This is a genomic window from Spirochaetota bacterium, assembly GCA_017999915.1.
Classification (GTDB): Bacteria; Spirochaetota; UBA4802; order UBA4802; family UBA5550; genus RBG-16-49-21.
The window spans coordinates 39,371-56,433 of sequence record JAGNKX010000010.1 but is presented as its reverse complement, the minus strand read 5'-3'; the positions used below and the strand labels follow the sequence as shown (position 1 = coordinate 56,433).

General features: G+C 54.9%; 13 protein-coding genes. 3 read left to right on the top strand and 10 right to left on the bottom strand.

Annotation, left to right across the window (positions count from 1 at the left end):
- Positions 1 to 9: 9 nt before the first annotated feature.
- Entirely contained in the window at positions 10 to 501 is a 492-nt protein-coding gene (locus tag KA369_15020; GenBank protein MBP7737289.1) for a tetratricopeptide repeat protein, read from the top strand.
- Positions 502 to 665: 164 nt separating this feature from the next.
- Positions 666 to 2,744: an elongation factor G gene (fusA, locus tag KA369_15015; GenBank protein ID MBP7737288.1), complete on the top strand. Its 2,079-nt coding sequence runs from the start codon at positions 666 to 668 to the stop codon at positions 2,742 to 2,744.
- 67 nt (positions 2,745 to 2,811) lie between these two features.
- Here the strand turns inward: fusA and KA369_15010 are convergent, their stop codons facing one another.
- From KA369_15010 to KA369_14975, 8 genes are all read right to left on the bottom strand, one after another.
- Positions 2,812 to 3,273 carry a metal-dependent transcriptional regulator gene (locus KA369_15010; protein MBP7737287.1) on the bottom strand — a complete coding sequence of 154 codons (462 nt, stop codon included), beginning with the start codon at positions 3,271 to 3,273 and terminating at the stop codon, positions 2,812 to 2,814.
- A 13-nt stretch (positions 3,274 to 3,286) separates the two neighbouring features.
- Complete coding sequence (locus tag KA369_15005) at positions 3,287 to 4,225, bottom strand: tetratricopeptide repeat protein (protein ID MBP7737286.1); 939 nt, start codon at positions 4,223 to 4,225, stop codon at positions 3,287 to 3,289.
- Positions 4,222 to 5,061 (bottom strand): hypothetical protein, encoded by an 840-nt coding sequence (locus KA369_15000; GenBank protein ID MBP7737285.1) that lies wholly within the window; start codon positions 5,059 to 5,061, stop codon positions 4,222 to 4,224. Before KA369_15000 ends, KA369_15005 begins: the two co-directional genes overlap by 4 nt.
- 120 nt (positions 5,062 to 5,181) lie before the next feature.
- The gene (locus KA369_14995) at positions 5,182 to 6,027 is read right to left on the bottom strand and encodes a hypothetical protein (protein ID MBP7737284.1); all 846 of its coding nucleotides are present in this window, start codon (positions 6,025 to 6,027) and stop codon (positions 5,182 to 5,184) included.
- A 118-nt stretch (positions 6,028 to 6,145) separates the two neighbouring features.
- Positions 6,146 to 7,855 (bottom strand): motility associated factor glycosyltransferase family protein, encoded by a 1,710-nt coding sequence (locus KA369_14990; GenBank protein MBP7737283.1) that lies wholly within the window; start codon positions 7,853 to 7,855, stop codon positions 6,146 to 6,148.
- Between the two features lie 8 nt (positions 7,856 to 7,863).
- Positions 7,864 to 9,339, bottom strand: a complete 1,476-nt coding sequence (locus tag KA369_14985; GenBank protein ID MBP7737282.1) for an HDOD domain-containing protein — start codon at positions 9,337 to 9,339, stop codon at positions 7,864 to 7,866.
- A 70-nt stretch (positions 9,340 to 9,409) separates the two neighbouring features.
- Positions 9,410 to 11,500 carry a ComEC/Rec2 family competence protein gene (locus tag KA369_14980; protein ID MBP7737281.1) on the bottom strand — a complete coding sequence of 697 codons (2,091 nt, stop codon included), beginning with the start codon at positions 11,498 to 11,500 and terminating at the stop codon, positions 9,410 to 9,412.
- 211 nt (positions 11,501 to 11,711) lie between these two features.
- Complete coding sequence (locus KA369_14975) at positions 11,712 to 12,317, bottom strand: outer membrane lipoprotein carrier protein LolA (GenBank protein MBP7737280.1); 606 nt, start codon at positions 12,315 to 12,317, stop codon at positions 11,712 to 11,714.
- Between the two features lie 353 nt (positions 12,318 to 12,670).
- Here KA369_14975 and KA369_14970 point away from each other — a divergent pair, with 353 nt between their 5' ends.
- Positions 12,671 to 13,405, top strand: coding sequence for a tetratricopeptide repeat protein (locus KA369_14970; protein MBP7737279.1), 735 nt, complete (start codon positions 12,671 to 12,673; stop codon positions 13,403 to 13,405).
- A gap of 10 nt (positions 13,406 to 13,415) precedes the next feature.
- Here KA369_14970 and KA369_14965 read toward each other — a convergent pair whose 3' ends face one another.
- Both KA369_14965 and KA369_14960 read right to left on the bottom strand, forming a co-directional pair.
- Positions 13,416 to 14,744, bottom strand: a complete 1,329-nt coding sequence (locus KA369_14965; protein ID MBP7737278.1) for a hypothetical protein — start codon at positions 14,742 to 14,744, stop codon at positions 13,416 to 13,418.
- Positions 14,745 to 14,914: 170 nt separating this feature from the next.
- Positions 14,915 to 16,966: a PQQ-binding-like beta-propeller repeat protein gene (locus KA369_14960; protein MBP7737277.1), complete on the bottom strand. Its 2,052-nt coding sequence runs from the start codon at positions 16,964 to 16,966 to the stop codon at positions 14,915 to 14,917.
- Positions 16,967 to 17,063: the final 97 nt, after the last annotated feature.

Sequence of the window (17,063 nt, the reverse complement as noted above, 5' to 3'; positions counted from 1 at the left end):
AACGTTAACATGGGCGCCATACGAATTATCCTGATTGTTATCCTGTCCCTGGCCGTGACGCCGGGTGTTATTCACGCCGCTGACGTTAAAGACGAGAGTCAAAGCCTCGATGCACTCGCGGACGATCTCAAGTTCCAGAACGGCGTCGGATTCCTGAAAATCAAGAAATACAACAAGGCCCTTGAGACATTCAACGAATACCTGGAAATTTACTACAACGGCACCCACCGCCACGAGGTGTACCGCCACATCGCGGAGATATATTTCAACCGCATGGAATACATGAAGGCCATTGATAACTACCGGGCCCTGTACGAGGAATTCAGCAATACCGAAAGCGGCATTGAGGCGTATTTCAATATCGGCATATGCCACATCAAGATGGGGAACGAGAAAAAAGCGGCCGAGATATTCAATGATATAGTGGAAAACCACGCGGATTCGGCCTACCGCCAGCAGGCGGAGCTGCAGCTGAGCATGATTGACATCCTGCAGGAATAAAATGTTAATCAAAAATTTTTCACAAATTTTCTATTGACAAAAAAAGACCTCCGTAGATTATGCCCCTTATTTTGCCGAAAGACGGTCCATCAGGATTGACGATAACTGCAGACAAGCTCCCGTGCCGAATCTGCCGAATATTATAAATAGCTTGAGGAATCACTATGCCATTACAGAAACTGAGAAATATTGGTATCGCCGCGCATATAGACGCGGGCAAAACGACCGTTACCGAGCGTATTCTCTTCTTCACCGGCACCACGAGGAAGCTGGGCGAAGTGCACGACGGTGAAGCCACCATGGACTTCATGAAGCAGGAGCAGGAGCGGGGCATCACCATCGCCTCCGCGGCCATTTCCTGCACCTGGAACAACCACCAGGTCAATATCATTGACACACCGGGCCACGTCGATTTCACCGTCGAGGTAGAGCGGTCCCTGCGGGTCATTGACGGCATGGTCGCCGTGTTCTGCGCCGTGGGCGGCGTCGAGCCCCAGAGCGAGACCGTGTGGAACCAGGCCGACCGTTACCGGGTGCCCCGGATCGCTTATGTCAACAAGATGGACCGCATCGGCGCTGACTTCCATGAAGTCGTCCACCAGATGGAGAAATATCTCGACGCGAACCCGGTTCCCTTCCAGATTCCTATCGGCATTGAAGACAGCTTTGAGGGCTGCATAGATGTCATCGAGAGAAAGGCCCATTTGTTCAAGGACAAAGACCGTGTCATCGAAGACGTGCCCGAGGATTACAAGACCAAAACCGAAGAAGCCCGCCAGCATGTCATTGAAAAACTCGCTGATTATAATGAAGAGATCGCCGACCTGTACCTGAACGGGAAGGAAATTCCCACCGAGCTCCTTAAAAAAGCCGCCCGCGAGGCCACCATCAAGATGCTTATTACCCCGGTCCTGTGCGGTTCCGCGTACAAGAACAAGGGAGTGCACCAGCTGCTGGATTCGGTAGTGGATTACCTGCCATCGCCCATCGACAAGGGCGCGATCGTCGGTATGGATATTAACGATTCGGAAAAATCACACACCCGGCATCCTTCCGGCAAGGACCCCTTTGCGGCCCTCGCCTTCAAGCTGATCCACGATCCCTACGTGGGGCAGCAGACATTCATCCGGGTCTACTCCGGCGAATTGAAGAGCGGCATGCAGGTATACAACTCGACAAAGCAGAAAACCGAGCGCATCGGCCGGATCCTCAGGATCCACGCCAAGGAGCGAGAAGAGGTTGAAACCGCCGGCCCCGGCGATATCGTGGCCCTCATCGGCATGAAATTCACCAAGACCGGCGACACGCTGTGCGATTCCGATCATCCTCTCTACCTGGAGTCGATATTCATTCCTCCTTCGGTCATCGAGATGAAGATCACGCCCCCCTCCAAGAAGGAGGAGGAAAAGCTCGGGGCGGCCCTCCGCAAGCTGGCCATGGAAGACCCGTCTTTCAAAGTGCGGTTCAACGATGAAACGAATGAAACCATCATCGCCGGCATGGGCGAGCTCCACCTGGAGATCATCATCGACCGCCTGAAGACGGAATTCGACGCCATCGCCGAGGTAGGCGCGCCGTCAGTGGCCTTCCGCGAAACCATCACGAAGGAAGTAGAAAGCAACTACAAGCACTCGAAGCAGACCGGCGGCCGCGGACAATACGCCCACACCGTGATGCGCCTCGAGCCCAACGAGGGCAAGGGCTTCGAGTTCGAGGATCGTATCAAGGGCGGCGTCATACCTAATGAGTATATCCCGTCGGTTCGCAAGGGCGTGGAGGCAACCATGGCCGATGGCATCCTCTCGGAATTCCCGGTGGTCGATGTGAAGGTGGTGCTCCTCGACGGCACCTACCACGAGGTCGACTCCTCCGACATGGCGTTCCGGACCTGCGCCGCCATCTGCTTCAAGGAAGGCTTCCTCAAGGCCAATCCCATTTTACTCGAGCCGATGATGAAGATCGAGGTCAACACCCCGGATGATTACATCGGCGAGGTCGTGGGCGACCTGAACAAGCGGCGGGGACGCATCGAATCGATGCGCCGCTACCGCAAGGGCTCCCAGAAGGTCATCGGCTTCGTACCCCTCATGGAGATGTTCGGCTACGCCACGCAGCTGCGCAATATCTCCAGCGGGCGCGCAAACTACTCGATGGAATTCTTCAAGTATGTCCCGCTGAACAAGGAAGTGCAGGAAAAGGTCTTGAAGGAGATGGAAGCCAAGAAAAAGGAAAAGGCGAGCTGATAACTTCCTGTCGATCGGCAATATTTTTTGATAAAAAAACGGGCACGAAAGCGCCCGTTTTTTATTTCTATCCGAGCAATTTCTTGAGGCGGGCAACCCACTCGCTCCCCGCGGACTCCTCTTCCTTGTAGAAATCCAGGAACTTGTGGATCTGCGAGCAGGTGCCCGGGGCCAGGGCATGCTCTACCTTGCACGCTTCGCCGTCGGCCTCGGCCGGGTCGACCTGGAGCACATTGCTGAAGAAGTCGATGAGGCAGTTATGGCGCTTCAAAACGCGGCCCGCCAGGTCATGGCCCTTCTCGGTCAGCTCGATGTAGCCGTATTTTTCATAATCGATGAGATCCATTTCCTTAAGCTTTGAGAGGGCCGCCGACACGCTGGGCATCTTGATATTCAGCTTCTTGGCGATGTCCTTGACGCGGACGACCCGGTTCGTCTCCGAAAGCACGACGATCGCCTCCACATAATCCTCCATGTGCGGCGAAAGGCCCGTCTCCCGGTAACTGTATTTTGACCTTCCCTGATCCATCATGGGCCACCCGTCACTTTTCAAGCTTGAAATACATGTTGTCTATGCGCCGCAGGTCGTCGGTGACCCGTTTTTTCAGCGGCGATTTTCCAAAGCGGGGATCGGTCTCTCCTTTCTTGATGAATTGCCGGTAGATTTTCCTGGCCGTCTCGATGTCCTTCAGCCGCGAGTCCTTCTCGTAGACCTTGCCCATGAGGTAATAGGCGTCATCGATGGTATCGCGGTCCTTGTAATACTTGATGATCTTCACCGCCGAATCAAGGGCCTGGGCCCCTTTCTGCTGTGACAGGTAGAGCCTGCCCATGTTCAGAAGGGCCTTGTCCGCGAGCTCATGGGCCGGGAACTGGGCCTGCACCCTCTGGTAGTACTCTATGGATCCTATCTGGTCCCCTTTCATAAGGAGGCCTTCCCCGGAAAAATAAAGAGAGGCCGGATAATCCCCCGACTGGGGCGTGACCGAGGTAAATTCCCTTATGGCATCATCGTATTTATATTGCTTGAGATATACCTTGCCCGTCCAGAAGCGGGCGCTGTCCTTGAAGGTCCCCTGGGGAAACTTCGTCGACAGGTCCTGGAATTTTTTCAGGGAATGATCATAGAGGCCGTTATTATAAAAATCAATGCCGGTTTTCAGGAGCACCTGCTCCTCGTTGGTCACCCGCGGAGCGGTCTCCTCCTTGGCCGCGACTCCCTTCTTATCCTTCCCCGGAAGGATTACGGGAATCGATTTCTTCTCCTCGGCCGGTTGGGCTGACTCCTTTTTCTCGCCGCCGGAGGGGTCTGCCGGTACGGCCTCTTGCTTCTCAGGGGACTTCGCGTCCGTTTTCTCTTTCAGGATATTATTGATAATGTCCTCGGTCTGATTGAAGTCCTTGGCGATATGATACCCCGCCATCTCCTTCCCCGCCGCGGGGATGGAGCACAGCATCAGTATTAGAACGATATGTTTCACTCTCCGACTATTCCTTCTTCACGATTGTTCGGCTCCAGGGACCGTATGTCCGTGTCCCGGGACGGCCGTTTCTTCTGCAGCCGCCTGACTCCCGAATCCAGCCCGCGGATATCGGAGTCGGATGCCGGTCTGCGCTTGCGGGCCGGCCTGGCTTCTCCTTTTTCCGGGCCCGCCTGGGTCCCGCTATCTTCAAGTTTCGGGGAGGCTCTCTTTTCAGGACGATTCCCGCCCGGCTCATCCATGTAGGGATCGCCCCGGTCCTCCGGCCCCCTTTCCCCGAGAGGAGACATTCCCTTCTTCTCATTTTCAATCAGCGATTCCCGATCCTTGAGGGAGGCTCCTGATCTTTTTTCTATGGATTTCACGTCCGATTCGATCGACGGCTTTTTCCTGTATTCACCCTCGAACAGGGGATCCTGTGACCTGATCTCCGGCGACTGCTTCACTTTCCTTCCTGACTCGCCCTCGATGATACCCTTGTCGACTTCCGGCTCCATGGTTGCGCGCGTTGGGAACTGCGCCTTCCCGGGATCCATCTTTTTCATTTCATTTATCATCTCGCTGTCGAGCACGGAGAATGTTCCTTCCGGATGCTCCCGCTTGATGTCCAGCTCGAAGGCGTCGTTGGTGCGCTCGATGATGGGGGCGCTTTTAATCTCCGCCGCCTGCTTGCCCCACATGACTCCCATGGCGATCCCGCCGACCGTTGCCATGAAGATCAGGAGCATGAAAACGCTTCGGACCGTCTGCTGCGTCTTCTTCGGTATCTTGCCGATCAGTTTGTCAACGCCCGTTACGGCGTCGCCCACTTGTTTCGGTGACAGATTCACTTTCATTGTTTTCTCCCGGTTATACCCGGAACAGCCGCGCGATGCGCCTCTCTGTTGCCATCCCAGTCCCGACACTGTTGCCGCGAACTTTAACGACAACATGGTTTACATTACAAATCAAATATACTACCTCTTTTTCTTTTTATCAATAATAAAAATTACCCGGCACTTTTTCAGATATCCCATCGTTTCTTCGCTGCTGAAAAGCTTGCGGATATCACGGTCGGAAATGACGGGGCACCCCTTTAATTCCTTTATGGCGACGGTATAAAAGGGGTGGTCACCGGCGATCCGCGATTTCATAGCCTCGTCGTCCGTACTGGCATAGGACGCGATCCCGTACTTTCCCGCGTACCGTATGTCCACGTAGTTACGCCCGTACACTTCCAGGCCGTTTTCATTGTACACCGAGGGAAGGATCATCGGCTCGACATGGAGGCCCCGGGTATCAACAACCAGGCTCGTGTACCTGGTCGGAATCGGGTTATCGGTGCGCACGGGAAAATCGTCGCCGGGGTATGCGTAGGGAACGGCATGGAGAATGTCGCCGATCTTCAGCTCGGCGCGGCAGGTTGACTCTGCGAATCCAGTCGGGAATTCCCTCACCTTCACGCGCGTAGCTATGACGTTGGCGATGCGCCTCTGGGCCGTTTCATCCTCCTCGATCAAATCTGAAAGCATGGTATCGCCATCGATCCTTATCTCCCTGACCAGGCGAGCGATATTTTCCAGGGCAAGATCACGGGCCCTGTGGTACGCGTTGACCCTGCCGCGGTTCAGGGAAACAACCGATCCACTCTCCCGGTGCACCGGCGTTCCCCGCCGGTCAATGTCGACCTTCGATACGACATGGGAAACCACGATACCGCGGCACCAGTCGACGGCGTCCGGGGGCGCCGCCTTGGGTTGCGCCAGTGAATCGATCATTGCAAATGCGGTGATCATTATGACCGATAATAATCTTTTTACCATGCTTTTCGTCCTGTTCGTTCCAAAATTGCGGTTAGTATTCGTTATTATTATCGGTTTTTCAGCCATGGATTCTTTAGGGAGATCCCGTTAATGAAAGCGGGTTATCACGGCCTCTCCTTTACAGGCCCGCCAGTTCCCGCCTGCTCTTCTCCAGCAGCGGCACGAGCTTTCCGGCGGCGATAATGATATCTTTTAAAAGGAGACGCTCCGCCTCTTCCGGGGACGCATTATAGCGCGCGATAAAGGTATTGGCCTTTCTCAGGAATGGCCGCAGTACCGGGCCCAGGGCGGGACTGTTGGCCCGGTCATCGACGGCGCGTGCCAGCTCCCGGTCGTCAAGGGCGCGCTCAGCCTCGGCCCTGATGCCGACGAGCTCGCCTATGACATTCTCCATGGCACCGAGGAGCCGGCCGGGGTCATCGCGCTTCGCCGCGCCGAGGGCCCGGTCCAGGACCTCGCCGGGAGAGGGCGTGCGCGCCGGATACCGCTCCACAAGTGACGCCAGGGAGCGCTCCTCGGTATTGGCGATGAGGGCTCCCCCCTCGGTGGCGTTGATGACCGGCACCTTCACCTTGCGTGCGGAATCCTCGAACCAGCCGCGGTACAGGTCGAAGACGAAATCGGAAATGACCGTCCCCGCTCCGCCATAGGCCGGCACGTACTTGATCTTGCGCCTGCGCACGACATTCTGGTTTATGGTGTCAAGGTTGTAAAAACGCGTATACCGGGGAAGCCATTCATCGTTATGATGGGTTCCGCTGCAGTGTATCTCACGCCCGGTATAGGCAAGGTCCTGCCCGACCAGTATAATGGGGCTGCACCCCAGGTTCAGGAGAAGGTCAAAGGCGCTGGTGGCGACGGAGCCGCCCGACTGTATGTCGCCGACCGGGCCCGCGTGCTTCTCGACCCAGTCCATGATGGGCGTCATCTCCCGCTTCAGGTCGCCGTCCGCCGATTTGTAGTACTTCGATGTGGTGCTCACGATCCGCGGCCCGTCGTAGGATCGTATCACCGGCGGATAGCAGACCAGGTCCGCCAGGAGGGCGGCCCCGCTTTCCCGTATGCCGATAAAATGCTTTATGCTGTACTTCTGGGCGTCCAGGGTCATGACCACGTGGGGGACGATGCCTTCCTTCTGGAGAACCGGCGCGGCCGTGTCCACCGCGACAACGAGGGCGCGGTCCCGCATCTCCCGGAGAAGGCGCACATTCCGGCGCAGGCTCGGCCCGGCCGAGACGATAACGCCGGGGAACCCACCGAAGGCGCCGAAGAGGTCCCGCACGCGGTGCGACGAGAACAGGTGCTTCACATTGCCGAGAATGTTCTCGACCCACCGCTCCTCGAACTCGAACCGCGTCAGGAGATCGCTTATCTTCGATGTCGCGTACTGGTTCATGTCCCGGAACAGGGCATCGTAGAATTCCCTGTGGAGCTGGTATGACGGCCGGTGCACATAGTGGGCGATGCCCCGGAACCCCGACATGTCGATCTCCTCGAACACGCTCGCGAGATCGGCGCTGGAAGAGATCACGGTCACGCCTTCCAGGTGCGCCGGGCAGGTCTTCCGGGCCAAGGCGACCACCTCGGGATCATGTTCCACCGCCACCAAGGGCTTGCCGGGAAACCGGCGCTTCAGGCTCTCAAGGTGGTACCCGAGACCCACGCCGGATACGGCTATCACGGTGGCCCTGCCGGTGGAAAAGACCTCGACGGCACGGTCAGCCTCCCGGTCCGGTTCATAGGCGGAATGGATACGCACTTCCCGGGAATTCCGATAGATGAGCGTATGCTTTCCGCCGGGTGTTTCTTTTACTACGTAGGTGCCCATGTCGTTATTTATAGCAGCTTTTCCTGCAAGTAATACCGCTTCTGGAGGCGCCGGGCCAGGTCGTCCAGCTCGTCCCGGGAATGGATGCCGAACCTCGCGAGGACATCGGCCTCGAAAAACATGAGGTCCATTCCCTTTGCTTCCAGATAGCACAGCTGATTGGCCAGGTATACGATCATGACCGTGTCCCGGTTGACTATTTCGGGATGCAGGGGCGCGTGGTGATACCTGATGCTTTCCACGAGTTCATCGGGGAAATTCCATTTCTCGGCGATGAGGGAGCCGATGGTGGAATGGCTCATGCCGATATAGATCTCCTCCAGGATGGTCGTGGTCCTGATCTTACGGTTCCTGACGATGTCCGATATCTGCTCCACCAGCGGCAGATCGGTCGACAGGAGCACGATCTTCCCGATATCGTGGAGGAGCCCCGCGATGAAAACGGTGTCGGCCAGCTTCCCGCACCCGTTTTCGAGGGCGATCCGGCGCGCGTAGTAGGCGGTTTTGTTGCAGTGATCCCACACCTGTTCGAACTTCCGGTAGCGCTTGTCAAGGATCTTGCGCGACGCCGATGCCACCAGGAGCGACTCCAGGTTTTTCATGCCGATGACCATGATGGCTTCGCCGATCTTGTTGATCCGCTTGCCGGTGATAAAGCCGGCGGAATTTGACAGCCTGAGGACGTCCGCGGCCAGCGACGGATCGAGGGATATCTTATCCGAAAGGGCCTCAATGGACGTATCGGGATTGTTGCAGAGGGATCGCAGCTCCAGGATGTTCTCGGGGAACGTCGGCAGTGTCTTGACGTCGTCCAGGATCCTGTTTCCTATTTCCGATGTTATCTCGGGGCCCTTCAGCATGGAGGGGATAACTATCGCGATTTTCAGCAGGTCGCCGTCAGCCCGGATGCTGAAATTACCGGTATCAATGCCGGCATTCTTGAGCAGCATCACCGACAGAATAATTCCCAGTCCCGCGCCCTCCGACTCGTCATACATGTTCTCGTAAGCCTCGGCGAAATTTCCGCATTCCGCGGCCTTCCTGGCCCGGAACATCATCCGATCCAGCTCCACCGGAAGGACCCGGGCGTTATTGCTGATTTCAAGGACGACCCCGGACCCGGTCCTATGAAGCTTGATGACGATCCGGAAGGGGCTTGCGAGGAGCCTTTCCCTGAGGAGCTCCGGGCGGTAGACGACCTTTTTGAATTTCCGCATCCCCTTCTGGTAGTCATCGCCGTTGTTGATGTCCAGCTTCATCTCCTTGAAGCTGACGCGCTTCATGTTCGCCTTCATCGCGTTTTGCACCAGTTCCCGTACCACCGACTCAAAGGTATCATAGAGGTAGGCCATATCAATGCGGGAAAGGACCTTGGCGAGAAGGGAATTTATATCGACTTCAATATCCCGGGTCAAATACTGAAAGCTGAAATAGACCTCTTCCCCGCGGTCAAACTGTTTTGCCAGGGCTGATGAATCAAGCATTTCGGGCACTCGTATGATATGATCGCGCCGGCTCGGCACATGACGCTACACTACTTTAATCGTCACGGGATTAATGTAAAGTTAAATATTGTATTTTCATTTTTTTGGCGCCATCGACCGGCGGAGGGGTCCCGCCGGCGGCAACTGCCCGGTACAGGCGGCTGATATGCCCCGCCGATTCCATGGGGGCCGCCTTGTTTTCATGGGCCGCGGAGGACACACCCTCGGGAATGACCAGCTCGGTCCCGTCCCTTTCGAGGATATCGAAAAACCTCCTCGTGTACCCGCGGACCCTGAAACCGCCGGCAAGGTAGCAGCGCCGCACCGGCAGGCGCTTCATGAGAAGACCGTATCCGGCCATATTCCTGTAGTCCGGGTCGGTAATGTGGAGCTCCACCTCGCGGGGCGATGAAGCGGAGATGATTTTTAACAAATCATTCGCAAAGGCCCTGTCGGGAACCTGGCCGGCAATGGACAGTGTCGCTCCCTTCTTCAGCACCATGCAGGCGCCGGCGTCATGCCTCACCACGATGACCGAATCCCTCGCCATGCCGGGGATGCCGAGGGATAGCCAGGCAATGGCAACGGCGGCCGCGACCAGGAGAGACGCCATGCGCCTGGCTCTCAATCCCGGGACCAGTGGCGCAGCCAGGAGGCAGAAAGCCGCTATAAGGGCCGGTCCTGCCGCGGCCACGTAAAAGTGACCGTCCAGGCCCGACATGAATTCCACGATCATCCCGCACAGTCCGTAGACAAGGTCCACGGCGCGGCCGGCCCAGAGACCTATCCCGGACACGATGGAGAGCGCGTGGGCCGCGAGAGAAGCGACGAGGAGCAGGGACATGAGGGGGACCACGATGATGTTGGAGAGCAGGCCCGCCAGGTTGAGCTCGTTCAATCGAACCAGGAGGACCGGTATGATCAAAAGCTGCGCCGCGATGGTAAGGGCCAGGGGATTTGATATGAATCCCGGCAGCCAGGACAGGGTTTTGCGATAGGAGCCGTGAAAGAGGAGGATCCCCAATGTTGCTCCGTAGCTCAGCTGAAATCCCAGCCCGAAGATCTCATGGGGAAAGAGAAACAGGATCGCGGCGCCGGACAGGAAAAAAGTGTTGAAGATATTCACTTCCCTGCCGGCGATGCGCTGCGCCGCATACATGAAGAACATGATGCAGGACCGGAGAAGGCAGACGGGCATGTCGGTCATGTACATGTAGAGGAACACCGCGATGACCGCCGCGGCCATTATGATCCTGCGATTGACGCGGATGATCCCCAGCAGGAAGAGCGGGATGGCGGCAATGACGCCCACATGGAGGCCCCCGGCGGACAAAATATGAAAAACGCCCGCCCGCTTGTAATCGTTCATGGTTATCTTGTCGATGTAGTCCTGGTTCCCGAAATAAAGGGCCTTGACCATGGCGGATGTTTTCCGGTTGAATAGCCTGTCGCAATTCGATGCGAGCCTCTTCCGGGCTCCTTCCCTGAAGGAGGACCCGGCCTTGGCGATCGTGATGGATTTGCCTTCGAGATAGAAGACATGGCGGATGCCTTTCATGAGAAGGGTGCGGTTCGAGGATGACAGGCCATCTCCACGTGCCGTCACTTCCCTGGGCCTGGCCGCAAACCTTATCGTGTCCCCCTGGCCCATGGACCCGCCGGTAACGCGGGCCAGGCCATGACGCGCGGCATCGCCCCCACCCTCTTTCCAGAAACGTATTCCGGCCTCACGGTAATACCGCTTTTCAATGACGCTTTCGACATGGGCGGTCCAGGTTTCAAGGCCGGGCGCGGCGCCCCCGCCGGCCACGGCGTCCCGTATCCTGCCGCATGCCAGGACCGATAACGCGCAGGCAAGGGCCGCCATGACTGTGGCGCGCAGGGTATTCGAGGGGATGACGGCGCGTCCCGGCGCGGCCTTTATCTTCAATGCATTGAAATAGACGAGCGGGGCAACGGCGCAGGCCGCCCCCACCATGGCCGGCCCGGCGGCATTGACCTCCCCGTCAAGAAAATACGAATAGGAGAGCAGTATCGTACCGCACAACATCATGAAGATGAAGCACGAGGGAACGAATATCATTCTCCACAAAGGGCATGCCGCGGCTTTTATCAGGCATTTCTTGATAATTGGAACGCATGAGATATCCATGGTCTTCATACAAGCATACCGTAGCGTAAATTTTACCGGTGATCGAGGGGGAAACGATTGAACTTACTTTTTTTCTATCTTTGTCATTTCGAACCCCGACGTGCGGGGTGAGAAAACCTGGATGTGGCACATCCTTGTTATGATTTCTCCACATCCCGGCATGCCGGGATTCGTCGAAATGATAGTTCGAAACGGCTTATTATGTTCGGCCGACTTCGGGTCATCGTATATTCATGGGATTCTTTACAATCTGCGCGCCCTTTGGAACCTTGAAATTGAAGAGACCCTCCCTCACGTCGGCCTTGCCGCTCACGTCCGAAAGGGAGAAGCTGATGATCCTTCCGTCTTCGCGCTTGAAGATGGCGCCCCTCAGCATGTAGGTGCCGTCAACGCTCAGGATGATCTCCCGGTACTGCTTATCGTCGCTCTTCAGCTTGATGGTATATCCCGACTCATTGCCGGCCGCTATGCCGTTATACCCGGCCACAAGCCCCACGATCCCGCCCGACGAAGATCCCTTCGCCAGCTCCTGGATGCCGCACATGTTGGTCCCGGGGCTGTAGATCCAGAGGGTCTTGCCATTGGAGACCAGTATCTTCTCGGTCGGGCTGGTGAATTTTACATACACCTTGTCCGGCGACATATATTTGAAGCTGCCTGAATAGGTCTGACCGTCCAGGGAGGTCCAGGAAATGACGCCGGTCAGTTTTCCGATGCGGCGCATTCTATTGCTGAATTTCTCCACAGCCTCCTCGCCCGTGATGGAAAAAAGAGCGGTTGAGCAGAGGAGGGTGATCACTATGATTGGCATTCTAAGACGCTTCATGTCCGTGTCCTTTGTCTAGTATAACGATCAAACAGGAAAAATCGAAAATTTTTTTCCAGAAAAATCCCAGGGTTGGATTTTTTCTGGAAACTGTTCAAAAAACCATACTTATTAGCTGATATGTTTTATTTCAAGAAATTAATTACATGTTTTACTCTGACCCCTTGCCGCCTGAAAAGCTGAATACCGGACAGCACCCTGGGAAATAGCGTGTGTGGGATTTTGTCGCATAATGTTTTGCGCGCTCTGATAGGTGCGGGTTTAAACCCGCACCTATCAGAGCGCTGCGGTCAAATATTATGCTTGAAATTATCGGACTTCCCCATTCAAATAGAAGGTCCTGGAGCCATGCCATGCCAAAGAGACAAGTTTCCATTAAGAAATACCTGATCTTTCTCATCATAGTCGGGGCAGGAGTCTATTCGTATTTTAACAGCCAGGAAGTATACTCCTATTACATGAAGATCTATTATGAAAAATTCCGGGGGCTGACCATCGAACAGCAGATAACCAAAGCGGAAGAATTATATACGAACAAGGAATATGAAAAGCTGGAAAAATATCTCAAAGACCTGATGATGGCCTACCCGGAAAACAGCGATCTCCGCAGGCTCAAGGGATTGAACCTGATCAAGCTCGGCAGGCGCAGCAACGGCGCGGAAGCTATTCTCGACACATCGGATGAGGAACCGATTCCGGAAAAGATACTCGAGGAAACGGTCCTGACCCTCTTTGAACAGGGACAATACCGGGATATCGAGAGAATCTTCCATAAAAGAAAGCCGGGCACGAACCCGAACCTGCTCTTTTGCTATGGAGTTGCCCTCTTCGAAACCGGGAACCACGAAAAGGCGTCGGAATATTTAAAGAAAGCCATCAAGGAAGGAAGGACGGACTACAGCGCCTACCTTTACGCCGGAAAAGCCCTGGAGAAAAAAGGGGACACCAGAGGCTCATTGCCCTACCTTGAACAGGCCCACGATATGAAGGAAGAAGACACCGATACGGCCCGGGCCCTGGCCAACGCCTATCGCAGGCTGGGCCGTTATGACGATTCCGCCAGGATTCTGCGCAAGATCAAGGAATGACAAGAGATCATCAATAGGCTTTGAAAGTCGCGCCGACCCCCCACGTCCATGCCATCTTGTTCATCTTGACCGAATTATGGAACATGCGGTCCTTGATATAAAAATAGTAGGCGATGGCGGATTCCATGGTGACGCTGTTTGAGGTCGTAATCTTGACCCCGGCGCCGAAGCCGACCCTGGCAAGGTCCGGGTCAAGGGGATTCTGGGTCCGGGGATATTTCTCCTGGGTCGAGTAGGAGATCCCCATGCTGGGCACGACCCCGCTGACATTGAACTCCATGGTAAAACCGACGCTGTGCCTGTTCTTATACTTGTAGTTCTGGGAATTCCCGTTCGCTATCAGGGGGAGCGCGGCCCAGGCTGAAGCGTTCCACAGGACCATGGCCCAGTCAAGATAGCCGATTTCATGATTGCCGGTAAGGATATTCTTCGTTCCATACCTTCTTTCACCGGTAAAGGCGACCTGGTAGGAAAACTGCAGCGACGCCCCGTCGCCGGTTTTGATGTTAAAGCCGATAAGAAGGGAATCGGGATAGCGCTGCTCAGTCATATGGGTATAGTTGTACTTGACGTTCTTTTCCTTGCCGCGGGTGATCACCTGGGTCTCGTAGAATGCCGCCAGCACAAACTTGTTGGGGGGCCCGATCATAAATCCGGCAAAGCCCGACCAGCCGAAGGCATTTCTCTCGATCTTATCAATGGTTCCCAGGCCGGCCACGCCGGCCGAGCGGTCTGCCCTGTAATAACTGCAGGAAATGCCGCCGGCAAAAGAAAAGGAATCGGCGACGGCAAAGGCGCCCCCCACCCTCCCCTGGAGCCAGTACCTGCTCGCCTTCACGTAAGATACCATCGGCAGTTCCACCGATCCGGCCCGCGCCGTCAAACCCAGGCCCCTGAGCGCGCCCATCTGGACCGCGTCAAGGTCAAGCCCGAGATAACCGACAATCGGCATGCTCCCCTGGGGCTTCCTGAATTCAAGCAATTCAACGCCCTCGGGCATGGAGAGGGAGATGAAAACCGCACCTTTGCCCTTCTTGAAGGCCGCCGCGAAATTCGGGATGAACCATGAGGGCTTCTTGTCTTCGCCGTTCATGTGCGAAACGGAATAAGCGGTGGTTTTCGTCATGAGCTGATATCCGACATCAATGTAGAATCCATCCTTGATGCCGGCGATACCAGCCGGATTGTAATACAGGGCATCCAGGGTACCGACCGCGGCCGCCCGGCCCTGGGTTCTCATGAAGGCAACGGTGCGACTTAATTCCGACGCCAGAAGGCCGTCATCAAGGAATGCCAGTACAAAAAAAAAGGCCGCTATAAATACCCTGAGATATTTCATCGCACAGTCCATTGTGGGAAAAGTACACGGATAGCCGCACTTATGCATCAGCGCGGCAATCATGCAATCATATTTTTATGATACAGCTGTTATTTACGCATCAACCCCGATTCGATCCCGGATAGCTCCATGGCGGAATGAAAGTTTACTCTGGCCCCATACCGCAATGATCACTTATCAAGAATGAAAAATTCAGTCCGCCTGTTCTTCTGCCTGCCGCTGACGGTTTTATTATCCCCGATGGGCCTGTCGGGCCCGAAGCCCACGGCGGCAAGGCGTTCCGGGCTGATGCCGTTCTTGATCATGTATTCCCTCACCGCATCGGCCCTTCGCTCGGAAAGCTTCATGTTATGCTGCCGCGTACCGGTACTGTCGGTATGTCCCCTGATCTCGAGGCGGATCTTTTTGTTCCGCTTCAAGCCGTCGATGATCCGGTCAAGGATATTGAGCGACTCCTTCCGGAGATAGGCCTCATTGATCTCGAAATGGATATTATCGACGACGATGCCCTTGCCCTTCTCGATCTTATCGAGCTGAATCGAGGTTTCCCTGTCCTTGCGCGATACGATGGCCTTCTTCGGGATATACCCGTCGGAATCCGCCGTGATTTCCACATCATCCGAGTCAGGGACCATTATCTCCTGGTCCGGGCCCTTCAGGGCGATCCTGCTGGAATAAGCTATTTTGCCCTGGTCCCATTTTTTTATCTCGACAGTGGCGGATATGGGGTTCTTTGAATCATCCGTCACGGTAATTTTCAAGGGCCGCAGGTCGCTCTTTTTATCCAGCTTAGGCTCCTTCTCCTTTTCTTTGTCCTTGTCTATCTGCCTATCAATCTCCTTTTTTTTGTTCGCATCATGGTCCGGCAAAGCCTTGTCATCCGGCTCCTTCTTGTTATAGGGATCATAAATCGTGCTTCCGCCGTCGATAATGCGGGGGTAATAATCGGTGCCCACGGCATACAGATAGTTGCCGGCGGGAAGGAACATGATGCCGCCGGACGCCGCGGGCTGATAGGCGCCCCCGGGAAAGGGAGGAACGAATTCCCATAAGGCATTCTTTTGCTCGAAGCGGAGCGCCCGCAGCCTGGCGTAGGACAGGTCCCTGTCCCCCACTCTCTTCTTGATGGTGCTTGCGAGGTAAATCTGGTCCCGGATGGTCACGAAGTAGGGGCTCGATTTTTCCCCCAGGTCGATGGTGGCATTGATGCCGCCATCGGCCGGATTGATAATGACCACCTGGCGGTTATCGGCGGTAAACAGAATCTCCCTCTCGGTGAAACTCGGATTGGACGTGATGGTTTCCCCGTAGCTTTTTTCCCACATCTTTGCCCCATCGGCCAGGTTGAAGCAATGGACGACATTGCCGGATGCGAGATAGACCTTTTGCTGGTACACAACGGGGGAAAAGATACGCACCGGCTTGGCCACAGGCTGAGACCAGACGACAGCGCCGGTTTCAGCGTTAAGGCAATAGAGGGTGAAGGTGTTTTTTAAATAGTCCATGGATTGTGTGAATATATAATCATCATAAAACGAAGGATAGCCGCTGTAGGATTTCACATTCCGGTTATCCCATTTCAGGTGGCCCTGGAGGATCTCACGGGACATGAAGACATTGCGGGTGCCGTAGTAAATCATCTCGTTATTAATAACGGGGTCAGAGTAAATGCCATCGACAAGGGTCGTTGAGTGCTTGGACGGATCCCAATCCTTATTGTCGCCGGGTTGCCATCGGGATATTTTCTTATTATAAGAGCTATCCCTGGTAAAGAGATCCTTCTCATCCCGCATACCGGTCCGCGCCCAGAGTACGGTGCCGGACCTCTTATCAAGACAATAGATGGTAAAATTATCGGTGAGAATAAGCCGATGTCCTTTTACAAGAGGGTATTTAACTTTTCCAGCCGATTTTTGGTTTGGATTAAATTGGGCGGACAGGGTTGTCAGGTTTATCTTCCAATTAAGTTTTCCGGAATCCTCATCGAGGCAGTAAATATTCTTTTTAACATCAACAAAAAAGACCATCCCGTCAGAAATGATAGGATTATAAACCATGTCAGAGGCCTGGAAGAGCCATTTCAGGTTATTGTTCTTTACGGTGATCTCATCATTATTTCCGGTATAGAATATATTGCCTTTATATACCGGCCAGTCCGATGCTGATAAGGCATCCATAACTGTAAAAAAGGATACTATCAACAAGAAAAATAGCCGCTTCATAATACCCACCTTGCAAAAATCCCTTTTATTAATTTTACCCTGACCCTGATAATAGCGCATAAATTTGCATTCCGGATAATATACATGAATTGGAGAG

Bases quoted from the DNA above. Each gene is read 5' to 3' on its own strand.
- KA369_15020 (MBP7737289.1), top strand. From the start codon at position 10: ATGGGCGCCATACGAATTATCCTGATTGTTATCCTGTCCCTGGCCGTG.
- fusA (MBP7737288.1), top strand. From the start codon at position 666: ATGCCATTACAGAAACTGAGAAATATTGGTATCGCCGCGCATATAGAC.
- KA369_15010 (MBP7737287.1), bottom strand. From the start codon at position 3,273: ATGGATCAGGGAAGGTCAAAATACAGTTACCGGGAGACGGGCCTTTCG.
- KA369_15000 (MBP7737285.1), bottom strand. From the start codon at position 5,061: ATGAAAGTGAATCTGTCACCGAAACAAGTGGGCGACGCCGTAACGGGC.
- KA369_14995 (MBP7737284.1), bottom strand. From the start codon at position 6,027: ATGGTAAAAAGATTATTATCGGTCATAATGATCACCGCATTTGCAATG.
- KA369_14990 (MBP7737283.1), bottom strand. From the start codon at position 7,855: ATGGGCACCTACGTAGTAAAAGAAACACCCGGCGGAAAGCATACGCTC.
- KA369_14985 (MBP7737282.1), bottom strand. From the start codon at position 9,339: ATGCTTGATTCATCAGCCCTGGCAAAACAGTTTGACCGCGGGGAAGAG.
- KA369_14980 (MBP7737281.1), bottom strand. From the start codon at position 11,500: ATGAAGACCATGGATATCTCATGCGTTCCAATTATCAAGAAATGCCTG.
- KA369_14975 (MBP7737280.1), bottom strand. From the start codon at position 12,317: ATGAAGCGTCTTAGAATGCCAATCATAGTGATCACCCTCCTCTGCTCA.
- KA369_14970 (MBP7737279.1), top strand. From the start codon at position 12,671: ATGCCAAAGAGACAAGTTTCCATTAAGAAATACCTGATCTTTCTCATC.
- KA369_14965 (MBP7737278.1), bottom strand. From the start codon at position 14,744: ATGAAATATCTCAGGGTATTTATAGCGGCCTTTTTTTTTGTACTGGCA.
- KA369_14960 (MBP7737277.1), bottom strand. From the start codon at position 16,966: ATGAAGCGGCTATTTTTCTTGTTGATAGTATCCTTTTTTACAGTTATG.